Origin of the sequence: Rhizobium sp. Leaf262, from assembly GCF_001422245.1 — a bacterium.
Lineage (GTDB): Bacteria > Pseudomonadota > Alphaproteobacteria > Rhizobiales > Rhizobiaceae > Agrobacterium.
The window spans coordinates 87,503-105,944 of record NZ_LMMM01000004.1 but is presented as its reverse complement, the minus strand read 5'-3'; the positions used below and the strand labels follow the sequence as shown (position 1 = coordinate 105,944).

Sequence of the window (18,442 nt, the reverse complement as noted above, 5' to 3'; positions counted from 1 at the left end):
CGCAACCTTCCGTATCGACCGACGTTTCCAAACACACAGACCTGGATATCCTTCCATCCGTCTGTTTTCATCCGATAAACCAGAACAACAGGTGACATCATATGTTCACGACATCAGCCTATGCCTGCGACGATGGCTCTTCCCCGCTGAAACTCGCCTCCATCAAACGGCGCGATCCTGGTCCCCGCGATGTAGAAATCGAAATTGAATTCTGTGGCGTTTGCCACTCCGATATTCACACGGCCCGAGGCGAATGGGCCGGCTCGCTCTATCCATGCGTTCCCGGCCACGAAATCGTCGGTCGCGTTGGCCGCGTCGGCGCCGAAGTCACCAAGTTCAAGGCAGGCGATCGCGTCGGCGTCGGCTGCATCGTGGATAGCTGCCGTGGCTGCGACAGCTGCGCGGAAGGCCTCGAGCAATATTGCGAAAACGGCATGACCGGCACGTACAACTCGCCCGATAAGGCCATGGGTGGCGGTGCTCACACGCTCGGTGGTTATTCTTCGCATGTGGTCGTTGACGACCGCTATGTGCTGAACATCCCCGAAGGACTGGATGCAGCAGCCGCAGCCCCTCTGCTGTGCGCTGGCATCACCACCTATTCACCGCTCCGCCACTGGAATGCCGGTCCCGGCACCCGCGTCGGCGTGGTCGGCCTCGGCGGTCTCGGCCATATGGCCGTGAAAATCGCCAGCGCCATGGGTGCCACCGTCGTCATGATCACTACCTCTCCCGGCAAGGCGGATGACGCCAAGAAGCTCGGCGCGCACGAAGTCATCGTGTCGAAGGACGCCGAACAGATGAAGAAGGCTGCCTCCAGCCTCGACCTCATCATCGATGCGGTCGCTGCTGACCATGACATCGATTCCTATCTGGCTCTGTTGAAGCGTGATGGCGCACTCGTTCAGGTCGGCGCGCCGGAAAAGCCGCTTTCCGTCCACGCCTTCAGCCTCATCCCGGGCCGCAAGACCTTTGCCGGCTCCATGATCGGCGGCATTGCCGAGACACAGGAGATGCTGGATTTCTGCGCCGAAAAGGGAATCACCGCCGAAATCGAGATGATCGATATGGACCAGATCAACGAAGCCTATGAGCGGATGATCAAGAGCGACGTGCGCTATCGCTTCGTGATCGACATGAACAGCCTGCCCAAACAGGCTGCGTGATTCTGCGGGCCAAACAATGAGGTGAGCCGCGTCTGGTATTTGCACCTGGCGCGGCTTTCTTGATTTTGACTGAATATTGTGTTCGGGCTGTGCACACGTATCAGAATTTCGCGCCTACGTGGCCCGATCAGACAACACGACTCAGGCGATAATAAACCTGGCGACTCTCTCTGCCGTCATCTTCGGGCTCGTCCCGAGCACCTAACCACGCTCCCGCGGGTGCGACGTAACAAACCAAGAGCAGCCCCCCCACACCCAAAAAAGCAAAAACCCGAAGGTCGTCTTTAACCTCCGGGTCTCCAAATTCAAGTTAACCTCTCAGCAACTCTTGTCTCAGCGGCGCGGACCGCGAGCCACGCGTTCGATTTCTTCACGCACCAGACGCTCGACCAGCGTGGGAAGGTTGTCTTCCAGCCAGTCCTGCAACATCGGACGCAGCATATCCTGCGCCATCTGCTCGACCGACGGGCGCTCGACACCGTCGAACAGGTCGGCAAGTTCACCGAAGGACTGTGCAATCTGCGCACCAGCGGCCGCAGAGATGAGATTGAGCGACAAAGCGCTGTCTTCCTGCTTCTTCTCGGGTTCTACAGCAACAGGCTGTTGCGGCGCGATTTCAGGAAGGGGGGATCTTGCCTGCTCCGGCTCCACCGGGCCACGAAGCTCCAGTGTTTCCCAAACCGGCAGGGGACGCTGCGTCATCGCGGGTGCTGATGCTGCGGGCTGTTCATAAGTCGGCACAGGCTGTGGCCTTGCAGGGGCCGGGGCAGCGTTCAGCAGAGGCCGCATATCGGTGGGACGTTGGCTCGGCACGGATCGCTCCTGCTGGAACGTCGGCTGTGGCGCGGGTGCTGCAGGCTGTACAGCCGCCGGTGCGGGCTCGACAAGCCGCTGCGCTGCGAGCCCCTGAGGACCAAGAGATGCATTGCGATCAGCGGCTGCGCGCACACGCGCTGCGACATCCGCCAGCGACATCGTCTTTTCTGCAGTATCCGGCATCGTCATTCCACCCGCTTCCATCAAGCTCGGCTCATGCGCCTGACGCGCGCCGTAACCCTGATTGGCGGCTGGTGGCACATGCGCGGGCGGACTTACGGGCTCGGCTGAGAAAGACTCGCCTGCCTCATCCTCCTCGTCATAGACGGGAGGCAGCTGCGCGGAGAAACCGTCGGCAGAAGTGGGCTCGTTGCTCTCGATAATTCGGCGGATGGACGCCAGAATTTCTTCCATGGATGGTTCGCGCGCGACGCTGGGCTGAGCCATTCTTAATCCCCGATTTACACCTTCATGCCGGAACGAACGCTGTTCGCCACACTCCGAATCACCCTCAGTGTAGGCCACCGTCGCCGATAAATGAATCCACCAGATTGCAGTAAGCTGCTTGTTACACAGCTTTATTTCACGTCACGCCTCTTCAGAACAAAAATGCCGGACCTGCTAGGCCCGGCATTTTGAAGACCGACTTTACGGCGATTAAGATCAGAAAACGAATTCGCGCGCCTTGGTGAAGCCCGGAACGGGCTTGACCGAAGCGTTGAAGAAACCGGTAGAGGACGTGCCCTTGCCGTCCCGGCGGTAAACAGTTGCCTTGGCCGAATTGCCGTAACCGACAACGGCCACCAGACGCCCGCCATCCCGAAGCTGTTCGAGAAGTGTCGCCGGAACCTCCTCGACGGAGCCATTGATGAAAATCACGTCATAGGGCGCTTCAGCAGCGTAGCCTTGGGCCAACTCGCCATTGACGGTCGCGACATTGTCGTAACCGAGCGTTGAAAGAGCAGCAGTGGCAACGGCACTCAATTCTTCATCGGACTCGAGGGAAACCACAGAACCCGCCAGTTGGGACAGAATGGCCGAGACGTAGCCGCTGCCGCTGCCGATTTCCAGTACGACATCAGTCTTGTTGATCGCGGCAAGCTGCAGCATTTTCGCCAGCGGCGATGCCTTCATCACATAGCGTGCCGGGCGGCCATCTTTTGCGGGACAGATTTGCAAATCCTCGTCGGCATAGGCGATCTGTTTCACGCCGGCAGGAACGAACGCCTCGCGCGGCACAGCAAGAAATGCCTTCAACACGGAATGCGAGGTCACATCGGTGGTGCGCAACTGGCTGTCCACCATCTTGCCGCGTGCGGTTTCGAAGTCCATCATGTCGTTTTCGCCTCAATACAAGCTGAAGAGCAGCCTGAAATTCCGACTGCCGTTGATACCGTCTTAATTGCCTGCGCCTCTGCTTTCAAGCAGAAGCAGACACACGCGACGTTAAAAAGCGGCATTGTGACTTCCGCGAGCATCAGGCCGCTGCCCCCTATACAAAAGCGCAGCCCCCGGAGGAACTTTTTATCCGCCTAATCATTCATAAAGGACTGGAAACGCTCAACAACATTCGGAGGCCAGCATGCTCGGCACAATTCTCGTCATCCTCCTCATCCTCTTCCTCATCGGCGCTCTGCCAAACTGGGGATACCACAATTACGGATACGGTCTTTCGGGCGGTCTCGGCCTCGTTCTCGTCATCGTGCTGATCCTTGTTTTGCTGGGTCGCATCTGATCCACCCGTGTTATGCCGGATTTAAAGAGCCGCGTTCTTTCAAAAGAAAGGATGCGGCTTTTCCACATAACTTCTTGGCCTTTTTCAAACCTACCCTATTGCGTGGAAAATGGATTCGTTCTAAATCCCCGCCATAGCCCGATCACTCGGGTTCGTGAGGCCTCGTGGCGGAGTGGTGACGCAGAGGACTGCAAATCCTCGTACCCCGGTTCAATTCCGGGCGAGGCCTCCAAAAATTCACCAATTAATTCAATGTGTTACGCGAACAGGCCCTTTTGCAGTCAGGGTTTTGTGTCGCGTCGTGTTGCAGTCTGATTCCCTTGGTTTCCGGGCAGTTCCATTCAAGCGTGGCTAGTCCACGCGACATGAATTGCAACACGTGACATGGTCGAATCCTTCAGTTGTATTCTTTCCACGAAGCCTTCAGTTCACCGTCCATTGCTTGCACCGCTCGTTGCACGAACTTCATATTGGGCTTCCACCTGCGCCAGCATTGATTTCGAAAATACTTACCTGACTTGCTGGCTTCGTCCAGGTCCAGAAGCTTCCAGTCTATCTCTTCAAGCCGGGCCAGAATCGCGTCTATCACTGGCTTTCCTGTTTTGACGTACTTGTGCCGGTAGGGTCCGCTAATTCCATGATATCTGGCGCGCGTTGAGATAGACGCCCAGGTTAACTCCGGAAACTCCGTCATGATCTCCTGGCGAGTGGCCTTACGGTGGTAGAGCCGCCGAAGCCTGCTCAATTCTGACGCTTTCCATTCGTGCCGATCTCGCTTCATCCCGAGTTTTGCACAACGCCGATAGACTGCGACCTTGGTTCGATGAGGTAATTTGACTTGCATCTGCCGATAATCGGGATAACTCACGCGCAGCACTTTGTCCTCTTCATCGGTCCAAAGCTTGTCGCCTTTCAGTGTCCTGCCTGCCCTGAGCATTCGAGCTTTGGTTTGTTGTCCGATGATCTCGCTTCTGCTGATTTGCGTTAGGTTCATCGCTGATCTCCCATCGGAGACATGCAAGACGGACTCGATGACATCACGAAGACCGCAAAAAGTTATCCCCAATATCCCGGCTGCTTTTCCCCATAATTCACACACGCCTTGACAGTTGCATGCAGTCTGGCACGTTGCACTCTTGGGATGTGAAGGAGAGAACAGTGTCTGACGAATTACAAAATGCGAAAGTGCTCTGCGGGAAGTGCCGGTCTTCTGTGCAGGGACCAACCGCGCCGGAGGCCGGTGACATAATCACATGCTCTAATGCAGATTGCGGCAACTCTGACACATATGAAAATGTTCACGCGGAATGCCAGGCTTACTACCAGGATCAGGCTTCTCGTGCGCTCCAGAACCAAATGAAGGGTATGGCCAAGAAGGGTAAGTTCATCACTATGACTTACTCTGGGACAGAGATTCCTCATCGAGATTACAAGTTCGTCCTCGACATTATCTAAGCCGTCTCCTGAACCTCCCGCCAATTGGCGAAAGGTGACTTGTGGACAATCGTCCACAAGTTAAGCCGCCCTCGCAAACCATCCATCGATTACCGTCACCGACAGAACCGAGGCCCTCTACTCGCGAAGAAATCAAAGCCTTCGTCGCAGCGCTGGATGATCACTGGCGCCCCTTGTTCCTCACGCTGATCTTTACGGGGATGCGCTCGTCTGAAGTCCGCGGGTTAAGATGGCAGGACGTGGATCTGAAGCGCGGCGAGGTGTCGGTTCGGCAGCGAGTGGATCGGTGGAAGAAGATCGGCAAGCCGAAATCAAAGGCCGGGATACGCACAATCCCGATCCCGCCAATGGTCATCAACTCTCTGAAAGCTTTGAAACTGAAGCAGGCAAGCATTTCCGAGATTGTGTTTGCTAATCCATCCGGGACCACCAGGACCCACGTCAACCTAGTGAACAGAGGGCTCCAACCGACAATGATTCGAGCTGGCATCTCGATCGATACCGGAAAGGTAAGAGTCAGAGGCAAGCCAATCATGAAAGCCAAGTACACAGGCCTGCATGCGCTTCGACACTTCTATGCCAGTTGGCTCATCAATCGAAAGGAAGATGGCGGCCTGGGCTTGCCCGTGAAAATGGTTCAAGAGCGCATGGGCCATTCATCGATCGTTATGACGATGGACACATACGGACACCTATTCCCAAGGACTGACGATGGGACAGAACTAGCACAAGCAGCGAACGTTTTGCTCAACTGAACGCGACATGGATGCAGCAGGCTTATAAATTCGTCAATGATTTCAGTGCCGGAGATAAGCCTGCAAATCCTTGTACCCCGGTTCAATTCCGGGCGAGGCCTCCAAAGCTTTTCAAGCCGCTCCATCTTCGTTTGATTTCACGCTCTTGCCGGCACTGTAGTGGCAGTTCCAAGTGTTATCCGACGCAAGCACTCCAGCTTAGTTTTGAAGGTAGCGGTCCGATCTTACGTCGCTGGCACAGTGATCAAAAATTGCTTGCCAAGCCAATTTCGTTGCGATTACGTCCTCCCGATTCAACTTTGGGAAGAATTCAAAATGTCTCTCTACGTAAAGGCATGGTTATTTCTCGCAGTTTTCATAACGGCGTTGATAACCTCACCGGGCTGGGGCGATGCAATAGGGCTGGAATTGCCCAATGCGCCCGTCATTATCACGCTTGTATTCACCACGATGCTATTTCTGGTGATCGTCTGCCCGAGATGCCGGGCGCCGCTTTTCAGAACCGACATGAAGTTCTTTTACATTTATCATCCATGGCCGAACAAAACCTGCCCTCAATGCGGGCATGATCACGCCAAAAAGCCGGGTGAATAGCGTCTTGTGCAGGCACTGGAACATCGCGCATGCCTGATAGTTAACACTGCGCAGCAAATGCAACCCATCATGTTTCCCGGGAGATTGCCATGAAACTCACCGTCGGTTTAATGACTGCCTCACTTGCCCTCGGATTGGCGGGATGCACCGCTGGCGGGTTTACGGCCACATCCATTTCGTCCTACAGCCTCGAGCCCATCCCCGGCAGCATCACCTATGGCGGGCAACCACGCACCAAGCTGACGAAATCGCCCATCGGCAGCACATTCACCCACAATTTCCGCCGGTTCGATGACCGGGTGGTCGAGACCTACCAGATCCAGCCTGATCGCTCGTTGAAAATCATCGATCGACGCATCATACGTAACTGGTCGTTCTTCGGTCGAGACGATTGACCCCTATCGACGGAGCTATCGAAGATTGGCGTTGAACTGCAACGCCGAACCTTCTAAACGCCTGTTATCGCGGATATCAGGAACCATCATGCAGACGCCTTGGAAAAAGCCCGTTCTCGTCGCCTTGGAAGAGCCCGGCGTCTATGTCAGCATCGAATCCACCCAGGCCGCCTCCTGGGCTCTGATCGAGGACTGGCCTGAAGAAGACGGCGAGATGCTGGACCGCGCGCTCCTCGTTTTCGCTGCTGTCGATGCGGGCAAAAAAAAGCCTGAAGACGCGCGGCAGGCTTTCATCGAGGCTGCCATTGAAGCTGGCCTCGACATCAAGTCATAGTGACGCAGCGCGATTTTTCGCCTTAAACTGCGCACCTGCCCTCGCTAAGACAGGGCAATCAGAAAGACCGGGATTTCCGTTTCCATGAAGAAGTTCATTTTCATCCTCATTCTCGCTTGCCTCGTGCTGAGCATCATCGGCCACTGGATTTTCGCGCTCGTCGTGGTCTGACATAGCAAGACAGCGCGATAGCCCTGAAATCTTCATAATTCACGACCCTGTCACGGAACCGCGTTAAGATTTGCACGTTCTTCTTCCACGAACATGGAGGGTAAAGCGATGCGTGACGGTCTCAACAGTCTGCTTGAAGTTTCACTGCTTGGTTTTGTGGTTATTACTTGCCTGATGATGGTTAACCCGATCATCTGATATTTATACAGGCATCATCTGAGCTTCGGTTACAAAACCGCAGCATCAAAAATGCGGCCTTCTGGTCGCATTTTGCTTTTAAAGTCCAAGTTTTCTTGGTTCATCTCTTTCGTGTGAAATCACCTCGATACAAGGGTGACACATTACCGCGAATATCCGATAGGGCCTCTTTAGCCAGTTCGCCGGTTCGAAAAAGACCGGCTGCGCGTGGCTTGGAACCGATGGCTCGATCCACAGGGTCAGAGGAAAGGTATAGTGGCGCACATCGCCCGATCCGCGGCAACTCGTTCCATGGCAGGCGCGTTAAGCTCGTTGCTTTTTCCCGCTTTGACTTCTTGCATTCGGCGCTGGGGGCGCTAACGTCAGCAGATAATCCGTTGTGAGTGACCTCAATGTCCGCACCTACCTCCCCCGCATCCATCGTTACCGCTGCCATGCTCGCCATTGGAGACGAGCTTTTGTCCGGACGTACCAAAGACAAGAATATCGGACATCTGGCCGATGTGATGACCATGTCCGGCATCGACCTCAAGGAAGTCCGCATCGTTGCAGACGAAGAGCAGGACATCGTCGAAGCGTTGAATGCGCTGCGGCAGCGTTATGACTATGTCTTTACCTCCGGCGGCATCGGACCCACGCATGATGATATCACCGCGGATGCGGTGTCTGCCGCCTTTGGCTTGCCATGCGAGCACGACGCCGACGCCATGCGGCTTTTAGGCGATATGTACCGGGTGCGCGAAATGGAATTTACCGATGCGCGAAAGCGGATGGCCCGCATGCCGCGCGGTGCCAGGCACATCACCAATCCTGTCTCGGTCGCGCCCGGCTTTATCGTTGAGAATGTCTATGTCATGGCGGGCGTTCCGCAGGTGTTTCAGGCCATGCTCGACAATGTGATTCCGACATTGAAAACCGGGTCCAAGATTTTGTCGCGTGCAGTCCGTTCGCCCTTTGGCGAGGGGGACATCGGCACACTTTTGACTGGCGTGCAGAAATCGCACCCCGAAACCAGCATCGGCTCCTATCCGAAATATGATGGACAGCGTTTCTCCACAGAGATCGTCGTGCGCGCCCGCGACAACGCTGCCCTTGAGGCCGCAGCGCAGGACGTTGTCGCCATGATCGACGCGATCACCCGGGAAAAAGCGGGGCAACCAGCGTAAGCCTGCGCAGTCGGGTTGATCGCTATCAAGGTTTTAAAGAACCATCAGGCGCAGTCTGATGATCTGACCTCCGGCTCTCTTATCGATATCGCTGAGCGATGCCGGACAGGATGAGGAGAATGATCATGGGTTATAAAACAATACTGGCCGTTCTGGACCATGCGGAAAACGCCCATAGGCTGGGCGATTTCACAGCCTTTCTGGCAAAAACCTTTTCGTCGCATGTTGTCGGCCTGCACATGGAAGCCTTCGCGACCGTTCCGCTGGTTGCGCCGATGGAAATGCCAGATCCCGCAACCGTTCAGGCCGTGCAGGATGTCGCGCATCAGGAAACCACCGATGTGGCCGCAATCTTCAACCGAAAAATGGAGCAGGAAGGCATTTCCAGCGAGTGGCGCAGTTTTGTTTCCTCGGTGGGCTACTCGTCCAGCACGGCTATTCAAAGCGTTCGCTGCTCGGATCTGGTCATTGCCCGCCAGACGACATCCTCGTCCATGTCGGATAGCCGCGCCGATCTCGATAATTTTCTCTATGAAAGCGGTCGTCCGATCCTTCTGGTGCCTCATGTCCTTACACAACCCAAGGCCATACAGCGGGTTCTCGTCGCCTGGAATGGCTCACGTGAGGCGACGCGGGCGACATTCGATGCCCTGCCCTTCCTGATAGCGGCTGAATCCGTAGAAATCTTCTCCGTCGGCGCGGACGACGAAGACGACAAGCAATCTGCCGCGCTTGCCGGGTCGGAAATCGCCTCCACCCTCGCACGGCACGGTGTCAACGTGACTGTCACGTCAGCAGAAAAAAGCCACGGATTATCGGCCGAAAAAGCGATCGAGAAACGCCTGTCCGACAACAGCATCGATCTTCTGGTCATGGGCGCCTACGGCCACTCCCGCTGGTGGGAAATGCTGTTCGGGGGTGTTACCCGCACTCTACTGGACAAGATGACGGCGATGACCCTGCTGTCGCGATAACGCTGTCGGATCGAAAGACGCAAATGACAAAACCCGCCAATCACATTGGCGGGTTTTTCAATTTCAGCTTTTCGCTTTTGCTATGCGTGTGTGCAGACTGACAGCATGGTTCCCGCTGCCAGCTGAGAACCCATCAATGCAGGATCTGGCTCAGGAACAGACGCGTGCGCTCGTGCTGCGGGTTGTCGAAGAATTCGGCTGGCGAATTCTGTTCGACGATCTGGCCCTGGTCCATGAAGATCACGCGGTTGGCAACCTGGCGGGCGAAGCCCATTTCGTGGGTGACGCAGATCATGGTCATGCCGTCTTCGGCAAGGCCCACCATCGTATCCAGAACTTCCTTGACCATTTCAGGGTCGAGCGCCGATGTCGGCTCATCGAACAGCATGATCTTCGGCTTCATGCACAGCGAGCGTGCAATCGCCACACGCTGCTGCTGACCGCCGGAAAGCTGACCAGGATATTTGTTCGCCTGCTCGGGGATCTTGACGCGCTTCAAATAGTGCATCGCGATTTCCTCGGCTTCCTTCTTGGGCGTCTTGCGAACCCAGATTGGTGCCAGCGTGCAGTTTTCCAAAATGGTCAGATGCGGGAAGAGGTTGAAGTGCTGGAACACCATGCCGACTTCGCGGCGCACTTCGTCAATCTTCTTCAGGTCGTTGGTGAGTTCGATGCCATCGACCTCGATCTTGCCCGACTGATGCTCTTCCAGGCGGTTGATGCAGCGGATCATCGTGGATTTACCCGATCCCGAAGGACCGGCCACGACGATGCGCTCGCCCTTCATGACCTTGAGGTTGATGTCGCGCAGCACGTGAAAATCGCCGTACCACTTGTTCATGCCGGTGATTTCGATCGCGACGTCGGTCGCAGACACGTCCAGCTTTTTGACTTGGGTTTCTGCCATGATTTTTCCCCTTATTTTTTATGTCCGGTGTCGAGATGCCGTTCCATGAACAGCGAGTAGCGCGACATGCCGAAGCAGAAGATCCAGAATATGAAGCCGGCGAAGATGTAACCGGTCATAGGTGTCACAGGTGTCGACCAGTTGGCATCCGACTGGTTGAGATTGACGATGCCGAGAAGATCGAACATGCCGATGATATAGACCAGCGACGTATCCTTGAACAAGCCGATGAAGGTGTTGACGATGCCGGGAATGACCAGCTTCAACGCCTGCGGCAGAACGATCAGACGTGTCTTCTGCCAGTAGTTCAGGCCCAGCGAATCCGCACCCTCGTACTGACCCTTCGGAATGGCCTGCAAACCGCCGCGAATGACTTCCGCCATATAGGCCGAAGCAAAGAGCGCCACACCCACAAGTGCGCGCAGGAACTTGTCGAAGGTCCAGCCATCTGGCAGGAACAGCGGCAGCATGATGCTGGCGAAGAACAGGATGGTGATCAGCGGAATGCCTCTGATAACCTCGATGAAGGTTGTGCACAGCATCTTGATGACGGGCATGTTCGAGCGACGGCCCAGCGCCAGCAGAATGCCGAACGGCAAGGAGACGACGATCCCGCAAAACGACAGGATCAGCGTTACCATCAATCCGCCCCACAGCGGCGTTTCGACATGCGACAGACCGAAATGACCGCCGACCAGCAGGAAGAACGCCACCACAGGCAGGACGATGAACACCAAAAGCGCGTTCAGACCCTTGAACGGTGCCTTTGGAATAAGCATCGGGATGAGCAGCGCCGTGAAGGCTGCCAGAACCAGAAGCGGGCGCCAGTATTCCGAAGATGGATACCGACCGAACATGAACTGCGCGAACTTCGCATTGACGAAGGCCCAGCATGCGCCGGACTGCCCGTTCGGCAGCGCGCCGCCCTGCTCCTGCGTCAGGCAGGCCGTGCGGTCCGTGCCCGTCCATGTGGCATGGATGAACAGCCACTGCACGAGCGGCGGGATGATGTAGACCAGCAACGCGATCGCCAGCACGGTCAGGACGACGTCTTTCGGCGTGGCGAACAGCTTGGTTCTCAGCCAGTGGGTGATGCCCACCTGGCTGGAAGGAGCGGGCTCCGGCTGAACCATATTGGCGCGGACATAGGAGATTTGATGTGTTGTCATATTATCTCTCCACCAGCGCCATTTTCGCGTTGAACCAGTTCATGATCAGCGCAGTCGTCAGCGACAATGTCAGGTAAACCGCAAGCCAGATGGCCACGACCTCGACGGCCTGCCCTGTCTGGTTGAGGATGGTACCGCCAACCGCAACGAGATCCGAGAAGCCGACGGCCACGGCCAGCGAGGAGTTCTTGGTCAGGTTGAGATACTGGCTCGTCAGCGGCGGGATGATGATGCGCATGGCCTGCGGCACGACGATGAGCCGCGTGATGTTGTTGCCACGCAGACCGAGTGCACTGGCCGCTTCCGTTTGCCCCTTCGCCACAGCCTTGATACCGCCGCGAACGATTTCGGCGATGAAGGACGCGGTATAGAAGGACAGCGACAGATAGAGCGACAAGAATTCAGGCGCGATGACCGATCCGCCGCTAAGGTTGAAGCGGCCGGCAACCGGATAATCGAAGGTCAGCGGAGCGCCGAGCGCAAGAAACGCCAGGACAGGCAGCCCGATGATGATGGCGGTGCCGACGATACCGGTGCGGAAGGGCTGACCCGTACGCATCTGGCGGGCCTTGGCCCATCGATAGACGAAATAGGTGATGACGATGCCGACAAGGAACGCCACCGGAATAAGCCAGGAACCCTCACCCCATACCTGCTTCGGATAGAAGAAGCCACGGTTGTTCAGAACGGTGCCGAGCGGCAGTTGCAGCGAGTCACGCGCCTGCGGCAGAATGGTGATCACGCCCTTGTACCAGAAGAAGATCACCAGCAGTGGCGGGATGTTGCGGAAGATTTCGACATAGGCCTGCGCCAGCTTGGACACCAGCCAGTTATTCGACAACCGCGCGATACCGACGATAAAGCCGATGATGGACGCGGTGATGATACCGAGGAACGCCACCTGCAGCGTGTTCATGATACCGACGACCAGTGCCCGACCGAAGGTGCTGTCGTTGCTGTAGGCGATCAGCGACTGGCCGATATCGAAGCCCGCTCTGCCATTGAGGAAGCCGAAGCCGGACGAGATATTGGCGCGCTGAAGATTATGAACGGTGTTGGATGCAATCATCCAGACAAACAGCACCAAGAGGATGACTGTAACGACTTGATAAAAAATGGATCGCGCTTGCGGATCGTAAATGATGGATGTCGCGCTTTTTGAGCTGGACTCCGGGTGGAGCGCTTTGCCTGCCATCGGCACCTTTCCCTCTGTGTGCTCTTTGCGAGCTTCTTTTACTTCTTCATTGGCATCATTCGGCCAGAGCGTCGTTTTTCGAGCTTCCGGCAGAAAGCCAGTCGGGAGGCAGAGCGTTCGCCCCGCCTCCCGCGTAGAGATACCGTTTCGCTATTAGCGAACTGGCGGAGCGTACTGAAGGCCGCCCTTGTTCCACAAGGCGTTCAGGCCACGCTCGATCTTGAGCGGAGAACCGGCACCGACGTTACGGTCGAAGATTTCGCCGTAGTTGCCGACCTGCTTGACGATGTTGTAGGCCCACTCGTTGGTCAGACCCAGATCCGTGCCGATCTTCGTGCCTTCTTCGGTGCCGAGAAGACGCTTGATGTCAGGATTGGCAGCAGACTTCTGCTCGTCGACGTTCTTCGAGGTAATACCGAGTTCTTCGGCATTGATCATCGCGTAGTGAACCCAGCTCACAACGTCGAACCACTGATCGTCGCCCTGACGAACGGCTGGTCCGAGTGGCTCCTTGGAGATGATTTCAGGCAGAACGACGTTCTCGTCGGGAACCTTCATCTTCAGACGGATAGCATACAGACCGGACTGGTCGGTGGTGTAAACGTCGCAACGGCCGCTGTCATAAGCCGAAGTCGCGTCGGATTCCTTTTCGAAGACGACCGGGTTGTACTGCAGGTTGTTGGTCTTGAAGTAGTCAGCGAGATTGAGTTCGGTCGTCGTGCCCTGCTGAACGCAGATAGCAGCGCCCGAAAGCTCGAGAGCGGACTTGACGTTCAGGCTCTTCTTCACGACGAAGCCCTGACCGTCATAGTAGTTGACCGTGCGGAAGTTGAAGCCGAGCGATGTATCGCGGCTGATCGTCCAGGTCGTGTTACGTGTGAGAACGTCGACTTCACCGGACTGAAGCGCCGGGAAACGGTCCTTGGATGTCAAAGGCACGAACTTCGCCTTGGTCGGATCGCCGAAGACAGCGGAAGCGATGCCACGGCAATAGTCCACGTCGATACCCGACCATTCACCCTTGTCGTCAGGGTTCGAGAAGCCTGGAATACCGGAGCTTACGCCACAGGTCACGAAGCCCTTGGATTTTACGTCTGCAAGCGTGGCGGCAGATGCAGTCGATGCAGCTCCGAAAACTGCTGCGCCAATAGCGGCTGACAGAATTGCCTTTTTCATTTTTCCCAACCTTTGTTTCTTATTCGTCATCAGAAGAAGGCACTCATCTTAACGCGTAAGACCGGCTCCCCCGCTTCACCTCCCGGTGCGCGCATCTATCACAATCGCAATTGCCGTCACGGTCAAGTCTCACCCCAAAGAATTGTGTCCAAAAAACGGAATTTTTCAAAAAGCGACCTTTTTATGGGCAAATGTCCAAATATTACGCGGAAAAAGATGAAAATCTGCTCATCCTGTCAGGCAGGTAGACCGAATTTTTGCGATCCGGCGAAATATTAGCTTTTATGAACGTGTAAAAAGAGGACTTGCGTACAACCGACCGGCTGGATCATGAGCCATGACCTCCGATTTGGCGATATGAAACGATCCGATAACGAAGTCTTGACCACGACGGACTTTAGAGACCATTTTCGCCAGATCGAACAGCGAGAGACAAGACAGCATGAAAAACAAAGACGGTTTCCTCGATGCCGCAGGCGTCAACACGCGGCTGGCCCATCTCGGAAACGATCCGGCAGACTACCACGGCTTCGTCAATCCGCCGATCGTGCGTGGCTCCACCGTTCTGTTTCCCGACGCGCAGACGATGGTGACGGAAAACCAGAAATACACCTATGGCACCCACGGCACCCCCACGACCGACGCGCTTTGCGATTTGGTCAACAGGCTGGAAGGTTCGGCTGGCACCATTCTCGTCTCGTCGGGACTTGCCGCCGTCACCATTCCGTTTCTCGCCTATCTCGGTGCAGGCGATCATGCCCTGATCGTCGATTCGGTCTATTTTCCTACCCGCCGCTTCTGCAACGGCATGCTGAAACAGCTTGGCGTCGAAGTCGAATATTACGATCCCGCCATCGGTGCCGGCATCGAAGCGCTGATCCTTCCCAACACCAAGCTGCTGCACCTCGAAGCTCCCGGCTCCAACACCTTCGAGATGCAGGATGTGGCGCTGATGTCCGCCATCGCCCACCGCCACGATTGCATCGTGACCATGGACAACACCTGGGCAACTCCGCTGTATTTCAACCCCCTGGACCACGGCGTCGATGTTTCCATCCACGCCGCGACAAAATATCCAGCTGGCCATTCCGACGTGTTGATGGGCTTCATTTCCACCAACGAGAAGCATTGGAAGAAGCTGCACGACGCCAACCGCGATCTCGGCCTCTGCGTCACCTCCGACGATGCCTATCAGGTGCTGCGCGGCATGCGCAGCATGGGCGTTCGGCTAGAACATCACCGCAAAAGCGCACTGGAGATTGCGCAATGGCTGGAAGGCCGGGATGATGTCTTACAAGTCCTGCACCCCGCCCTGCCCAGCTTCCCAAGCCACGATCTCTGGAAGCGCGATTTCAAGGGCTCCAGCGGCGTCTTCTCCTTCGTTCTGAAGGCGCAGGAAGGACGCTTCAAGGAACACTCGCACGCCTTCCTCGACGCGCTTTCCATCTTCGGTCTCGGCTTTTCCTGGGGTGGATTTGAATCGCTCGCCGTTCCCGTGTCCCTGCGCGACCGCACCGTCGCCAAAGGCCCGACGGAAGGACCGGTTATCCGTCTGCAGATCGGCCTCGAGAATGTCGAAGACATCAAACGCGATCTGGAAGCAGGATTCGCAGCGTCGGCTGCCATCTGATCAAGACGACCAACGCCACCCTCGGGCCGGTCCCGAGGGTCTGCGGCGGCGCAGTTCTCACGACCTGGTTGGCGTTTCAAGACAAGCGCGCGCAAAAAGCTCGCTACCTTCTAAAGCCCTTCTGCCAGGTACCCGTAAAGCCAATCGAAATCCGCCAGAAACGCCTGCGCCGGTCTCACGGATAAGAGCATGTCCCGGCCTAGCCGTAAGGGACCGCTGGCATGGTAGGCGAACTTGTTGAGCGCCGCACGTTTGCGGGCCTTTTCTATCCGCGGAACGCGATGCGCCTCGAATGCAGCGAGCGTTTCTGACAACGACTGATCCCGCTGGACGAAGGTTGCGAGCTCGAAAGCATCTTCGATGGCCATCGCGGCGCCCTGTGCTGCAAAGGGCATCATGGCGTGCGCGGCATCTCCGATCAGCACCGTATCGCGGCCATTGTGCCAGTTGCCGCTACCGGCCTGAAACAATGGCCAGAAAGTCGGCTTGGCGACGTGTTGCAGCACATTCGCAAATGCCGGGTTCCAGCGTCGAAACTGGCTTATCAGGAAAGCGTGTTGCCTGCCCTGCGCTTCTGCCTTCCAGGTATCGCCGGGATTTGCTCCTGCGGCGATCGCAACAACGTTGAAGCCACCCGTCTCCGCAAGCGGATAAGCCACCAGATGCGCCGATGGACCAAGGAAGGCTGTTACACAGCGGCGGTTCAGAAAATCAGGCACGTTACCGTCAGCAAGACTGAATCGCCAAGCGACATTGCCCGAAAACATTGCGGCAGGGCTACCCGCAATGGCATAGCGGGCGCTGGACCAGACGCCGTCAGCCCCGACGATCAGATCGTATGGCTGAGAAGTTAGCGCCGTCAGAGCCTCTGCGCTCACGGCATCCAGACGTTTGCCGAGATGGAGATGGCACAGCGGATTGTTCCGCACCGCCGCCAAAAGTGCAGCCTGCAACGTGGCCCTGTGCAAGACGCCATAAGGCGCACCCCAGCGTTCCCGTGCCACCTGACGCATGGGCAGCGAGACCAGCCGCTTGAGCGACCTGCCTGATGCGAGGTCGACGGTATCGAGCTCGAGCCATTGCGTTTCGAGTTGCCCGAGGACGCCAAGCGCCCCCAATATGCGGGCGGCATTGGGTGATATCTGAAGGCCCGCGCCGACCTCCTCAAGCTGCTCAGCCTGCTCGAAGATGTCGCAACGCACGCCGTGTCGGGCAAAAGAAAGGGCGGCGGTAAGACCGGCAATGCCGGCACCGATGATCCCAACGGATTTTACGGGCATGGAAAGCCCCAGTCTGAAGGAGGTTTAGGCTGCCTTCACGTGGAAAACGCAGCCAGGCGGGTTGGTCTGGGTTGCCTTCAGCGACGCATCGTAACGATAGAGCGTCGAGCAGTAGGAACAGACCTTTTCGTTGTCGTCACCCATATCGATAAAGATATGCGGATGATCGAAAGGAACGGATGCGCCCGTGCACATGAATTCCTTGACGCCGATTTCGATCACGCGGTGTCCGCCATCGTTCTGGAAGTGGGGAATGGTATGCCCGGCCATGTTCGTCTCCAAATGCCATCGTGTTTGAGCCAATGCTCGCCTTGTCGCGGATATGTAGCGTCAAATGCTTTTCACCTCCACAGAAAACATCGCCGAATATGTTCAACCATTCGATTTCCTGACATATGGTGCGGCAAAAAGGATGTCCTTGATGAATCTCAATGTCCCGCAATATTCGACTTTTACCCGCGATGGTCTGCAACTCTCCTTCTTCGATGAGGGCGACCGCGCAGGTGTGCCGGTTCTTCTGATCCACGGCTTTGCGTCCAGCGCATCCGTGAACTGGGTCCATCCCGGCTGGCTAAAGACCCTGGGCGACGCAGGCTACCGTGTCATTGCACTCGACAATCGCGGCCACGGCGCAAGCGACAAGCCGCACGATCCCGATGCCTATTATCCCGCAACGATGGCGCAAGATGCAGTCGGACTGCTCGATCATCTCGGCATCGAAAAGGCCCATGTCATGGGATATTCCATGGGTGCGCGTATCTCGGCCTTTCTAGCCATGGCCAACGCCTCCCGCGTGACATCGCTGGTCTTCGGCGGTCTTGGCATTGGCATGGTGGATGGCGTGGGCGACTGGGACCCAATTGCGGATGCGCTGCGTGCACCCTCTCTCGATACCGTCACCCATGAACGCGGCCGCATGTTCCGCGCCTTCGCAGATCAAACGAAAAGCGACCGCATCGCACTCGCCGCCTGCATCGAAACCTCCCGCGTTCTGGTGACCCGGCAAGAGGCTGCAAAAATCGACGCGCCGACGCTCATTGCCGTTGGCACCAAAGACGATATTGCCGGCTCCGGTCAGGAACTCGCGGCGCTCATGCCGAAGGCGAAGGCTATCGATATTCCCGGTCGCGATCACATGCTGGCCGTCGGCGATCGCGTATTCAAGGCAGCGGTGCTGGAGTTTTACCGGGATATCGACGCGCAAGGCTGACGAGGAAGAATCATTTTCCAAAAAGCTGTCAGAAAAACTGATGCTTTCGCGTCTTTAACCGCGTTGGTAAATCACCATTTCTAGGCGACGCTTTTTTCTGTATAAATGAACGACAC

Annotated in this window: 19 protein-coding genes and 1 tRNA gene; 11 read left to right on the top strand and 9 right to left on the bottom strand. The window is 56.5% G+C overall.

Annotated features, from left to right (window positions below):
* Window positions 1-101 precede the first annotated feature (101 nt).
* Window positions 102-1,166 carry an NAD(P)-dependent alcohol dehydrogenase gene (locus ASF29_RS06125; protein WP_062449592.1) on the top strand — a complete coding sequence of 355 codons (1,065 nt, stop codon included), beginning with the start codon at window positions 102-104 and terminating at the stop codon, window positions 1,164-1,166.
* A gap of 333 nt (window positions 1,167-1,499) precedes the next feature.
* On the opposite strand, the gene ASF29_RS06120 is transcribed toward ASF29_RS06125, so the two are convergent.
* The gene (locus ASF29_RS06120) at window positions 1,500-2,429 is read right to left on the bottom strand and encodes a DUF2497 domain-containing protein (protein WP_062449590.1); all 930 of its coding nucleotides are present in this window, start codon (window positions 2,427-2,429) and stop codon (window positions 1,500-1,502) included.
* A 216-nt stretch (window positions 2,430-2,645) separates the two neighbouring features.
* Window positions 2,646-3,317, bottom strand: a complete 672-nt coding sequence (locus ASF29_RS06115; protein WP_062449589.1) for a protein-L-isoaspartate O-methyltransferase — start codon at window positions 3,315-3,317, stop codon at window positions 2,646-2,648.
* Window positions 3,318-3,564: 247 nt separating this feature from the next.
* Here ASF29_RS06115 and ASF29_RS23830 point away from each other — a divergent pair, with 247 nt between their 5' ends.
* Together ASF29_RS23830 and ASF29_RS06110 are read left to right on the top strand one after the other, a co-directional pair.
* Window positions 3,565-3,717, top strand: coding sequence for a DUF3309 family protein (locus ASF29_RS23830; protein ID WP_082453401.1), 153 nt, complete (start codon window positions 3,565-3,567; stop codon window positions 3,715-3,717).
* 158 nt (window positions 3,718-3,875) lie between these two features.
* Window positions 3,876-3,949 (top strand) — tRNA-Cys (locus tag ASF29_RS06110).
* A 165-nt stretch (window positions 3,950-4,114) separates the two neighbouring features.
* On the opposite strand, the gene ASF29_RS06105 is transcribed toward ASF29_RS06110, so the two are convergent.
* The gene (locus ASF29_RS06105) at window positions 4,115-4,711 is read right to left on the bottom strand and encodes a hypothetical protein (protein ID WP_062449587.1); all 597 of its coding nucleotides are present in this window, start codon (window positions 4,709-4,711) and stop codon (window positions 4,115-4,117) included.
* A gap of 502 nt (window positions 4,712-5,213) precedes the next feature.
* Here ASF29_RS06105 and ASF29_RS06095 point away from each other — a divergent pair.
* From ASF29_RS06095 to ASF29_RS06070, 6 genes are all read left to right on the top strand, one after another.
* Complete coding sequence (locus tag ASF29_RS06095; RefSeq protein WP_082453400.1) at window positions 5,214-5,927, top strand: site-specific integrase; 714 nt, start codon at window positions 5,214-5,216, stop codon at window positions 5,925-5,927.
* Between the two features lie 11 nt (window positions 5,928-5,938).
* Entirely contained in the window at window positions 5,939-6,496 is a 558-nt protein-coding gene (locus tag ASF29_RS24285) for a hypothetical protein (protein WP_156462548.1), read from the top strand.
* Between the two features lie 114 nt (window positions 6,497-6,610).
* Window positions 6,611-6,916 (top strand): hypothetical protein, encoded by a 306-nt coding sequence (locus tag ASF29_RS06085; protein WP_062449581.1) that lies wholly within the window; start codon window positions 6,611-6,613, stop codon window positions 6,914-6,916.
* Between the two features lie 88 nt (window positions 6,917-7,004).
* A complete protein-coding gene (locus tag ASF29_RS06080) occupies window positions 7,005-7,250 on the top strand; it encodes a DUF982 domain-containing protein (RefSeq protein WP_062449580.1) in 246 nt (81 codons plus the stop codon).
* A gap of 761 nt (window positions 7,251-8,011) precedes the next feature.
* Complete coding sequence (locus tag ASF29_RS06075) at window positions 8,012-8,785, top strand: competence/damage-inducible protein A (protein WP_062449577.1); 774 nt, start codon at window positions 8,012-8,014, stop codon at window positions 8,783-8,785.
* Between the two features lie 125 nt (window positions 8,786-8,910).
* Window positions 8,911-9,759, top strand: a complete 849-nt coding sequence (locus ASF29_RS06070) for a universal stress protein (RefSeq protein WP_062449575.1) — start codon at window positions 8,911-8,913, stop codon at window positions 9,757-9,759.
* 133 nt (window positions 9,760-9,892) lie between these two features.
* Here ASF29_RS06070 and ASF29_RS06065 read toward each other — a convergent pair whose 3' ends face one another.
* The 4 genes from ASF29_RS06065 to ASF29_RS06050 all read right to left on the bottom strand — a co-directional run bounded on the left by ASF29_RS06065 (window position 9,893) and on the right by ASF29_RS06050 (window position 14,206).
* On the bottom strand, window positions 9,893-10,666 hold the full coding sequence (locus ASF29_RS06065) for an amino acid ABC transporter ATP-binding protein (RefSeq protein ID WP_062449574.1): 774 nt from the start codon (window positions 10,664-10,666) through the stop codon (window positions 9,893-9,895).
* A gap of 11 nt (window positions 10,667-10,677) precedes the next feature.
* On the bottom strand, window positions 10,678-11,799 hold the full coding sequence (locus ASF29_RS06060) for an amino acid ABC transporter permease (RefSeq protein ID WP_244473504.1): 1,122 nt from the start codon (window positions 11,797-11,799) through the stop codon (window positions 10,678-10,680).
* A gap of 37 nt (window positions 11,800-11,836) precedes the next feature.
* The gene (locus ASF29_RS06055; RefSeq protein WP_062449571.1) at window positions 11,837-13,030 is read right to left on the bottom strand and encodes an amino acid ABC transporter permease; all 1,194 of its coding nucleotides are present in this window, start codon (window positions 13,028-13,030) and stop codon (window positions 11,837-11,839) included.
* A 153-nt stretch (window positions 13,031-13,183) separates the two neighbouring features.
* Window positions 13,184-14,206: an amino acid ABC transporter substrate-binding protein gene (locus ASF29_RS06050; protein ID WP_062449566.1), complete on the bottom strand. Its 1,023-nt coding sequence runs from the start codon at window positions 14,204-14,206 to the stop codon at window positions 13,184-13,186.
* A 442-nt stretch (window positions 14,207-14,648) separates the two neighbouring features.
* Between ASF29_RS06050 and ASF29_RS06045 the strand changes: the two genes are divergently transcribed.
* Complete coding sequence (locus ASF29_RS06045; protein WP_062449564.1) at window positions 14,649-15,836, top strand: cystathionine beta-lyase; 1,188 nt, start codon at window positions 14,649-14,651, stop codon at window positions 15,834-15,836.
* Between the two features lie 110 nt (window positions 15,837-15,946).
* On the opposite strand, the gene ASF29_RS06040 is transcribed toward ASF29_RS06045, so the two are convergent.
* Both ASF29_RS06040 and ASF29_RS06035 read right to left on the bottom strand, forming a co-directional pair.
* Window positions 15,947-17,116 (bottom strand): FAD-dependent monooxygenase, encoded by a 1,170-nt coding sequence (locus ASF29_RS06040; protein WP_062449562.1) that lies wholly within the window; start codon window positions 17,114-17,116, stop codon window positions 15,947-15,949.
* Between the two features lie 24 nt (window positions 17,117-17,140).
* Entirely contained in the window at window positions 17,141-17,386 is a 246-nt protein-coding gene (locus tag ASF29_RS06035; protein ID WP_062449561.1) for a zinc-finger domain-containing protein, read from the bottom strand.
* A 151-nt stretch (window positions 17,387-17,537) separates the two neighbouring features.
* Here ASF29_RS06035 and ASF29_RS06030 point away from each other — a divergent pair, with 151 nt between their 5' ends.
* Window positions 17,538-18,326, top strand: coding sequence for an alpha/beta hydrolase (locus ASF29_RS06030; protein WP_062449936.1), 789 nt, complete (start codon window positions 17,538-17,540; stop codon window positions 18,324-18,326).
* Window positions 18,327-18,442: the final 116 nt, after the last annotated feature.

Bases quoted from the DNA above. Each gene is read 5' to 3' on its own strand.
- ASF29_RS06125 (WP_062449592.1), top strand. From the start codon at position 102: ATGTTCACGACATCAGCCTATGCCTGCGACGATGGCTCTTCCCCGCTG.
- ASF29_RS06120 (WP_062449590.1), bottom strand. From the start codon at position 2,429: ATGGCTCAGCCCAGCGTCGCGCGCGAACCATCCATGGAAGAAATTCTG.
- ASF29_RS06115 (WP_062449589.1), bottom strand. From the start codon at position 3,317: ATGATGGACTTCGAAACCGCACGCGGCAAGATGGTGGACAGCCAGTTG.
- ASF29_RS23830 (WP_082453401.1), top strand. From the start codon at position 3,565: ATGCTCGGCACAATTCTCGTCATCCTCCTCATCCTCTTCCTCATCGGC.
- ASF29_RS06105 (WP_062449587.1), bottom strand. From the start codon at position 4,711: ATGAACCTAACGCAAATCAGCAGAAGCGAGATCATCGGACAACAAACC.
- ASF29_RS24285 (WP_156462548.1), top strand. From the start codon at position 5,939: ATGCAGCAGGCTTATAAATTCGTCAATGATTTCAGTGCCGGAGATAAG.
- ASF29_RS06085 (WP_062449581.1), top strand. From the start codon at position 6,611: ATGAAACTCACCGTCGGTTTAATGACTGCCTCACTTGCCCTCGGATTG.
- ASF29_RS06080 (WP_062449580.1), top strand. From the start codon at position 7,005: ATGCAGACGCCTTGGAAAAAGCCCGTTCTCGTCGCCTTGGAAGAGCCC.
- ASF29_RS06075 (WP_062449577.1), top strand. From the start codon at position 8,012: ATGTCCGCACCTACCTCCCCCGCATCCATCGTTACCGCTGCCATGCTC.
- ASF29_RS06070 (WP_062449575.1), top strand. From the start codon at position 8,911: ATGGGTTATAAAACAATACTGGCCGTTCTGGACCATGCGGAAAACGCC.
- ASF29_RS06065 (WP_062449574.1), bottom strand. From the start codon at position 10,666: ATGGCAGAAACCCAAGTCAAAAAGCTGGACGTGTCTGCGACCGACGTC.
- ASF29_RS06060 (WP_244473504.1), bottom strand. From the start codon at position 11,799: ATGGTTCAGCCGGAGCCCGCTCCTTCCAGCCAGGTGGGCATCACCCAC.
- ASF29_RS06055 (WP_062449571.1), bottom strand. From the start codon at position 13,030: ATGGCAGGCAAAGCGCTCCACCCGGAGTCCAGCTCAAAAAGCGCGACA.
- ASF29_RS06050 (WP_062449566.1), bottom strand. From the start codon at position 14,206: ATGAAAAAGGCAATTCTGTCAGCCGCTATTGGCGCAGCAGTTTTCGGA.
- ASF29_RS06045 (WP_062449564.1), top strand. From the start codon at position 14,649: ATGAAAAACAAAGACGGTTTCCTCGATGCCGCAGGCGTCAACACGCGG.
- ASF29_RS06040 (WP_062449562.1), bottom strand. From the start codon at position 17,116: ATGCCCGTAAAATCCGTTGGGATCATCGGTGCCGGCATTGCCGGTCTT.
- ASF29_RS06035 (WP_062449561.1), bottom strand. From the start codon at position 17,386: ATGGCCGGGCATACCATTCCCCACTTCCAGAACGATGGCGGACACCGC.
- ASF29_RS06030 (WP_062449936.1), top strand. From the start codon at position 17,538: ATGAATCTCAATGTCCCGCAATATTCGACTTTTACCCGCGATGGTCTG.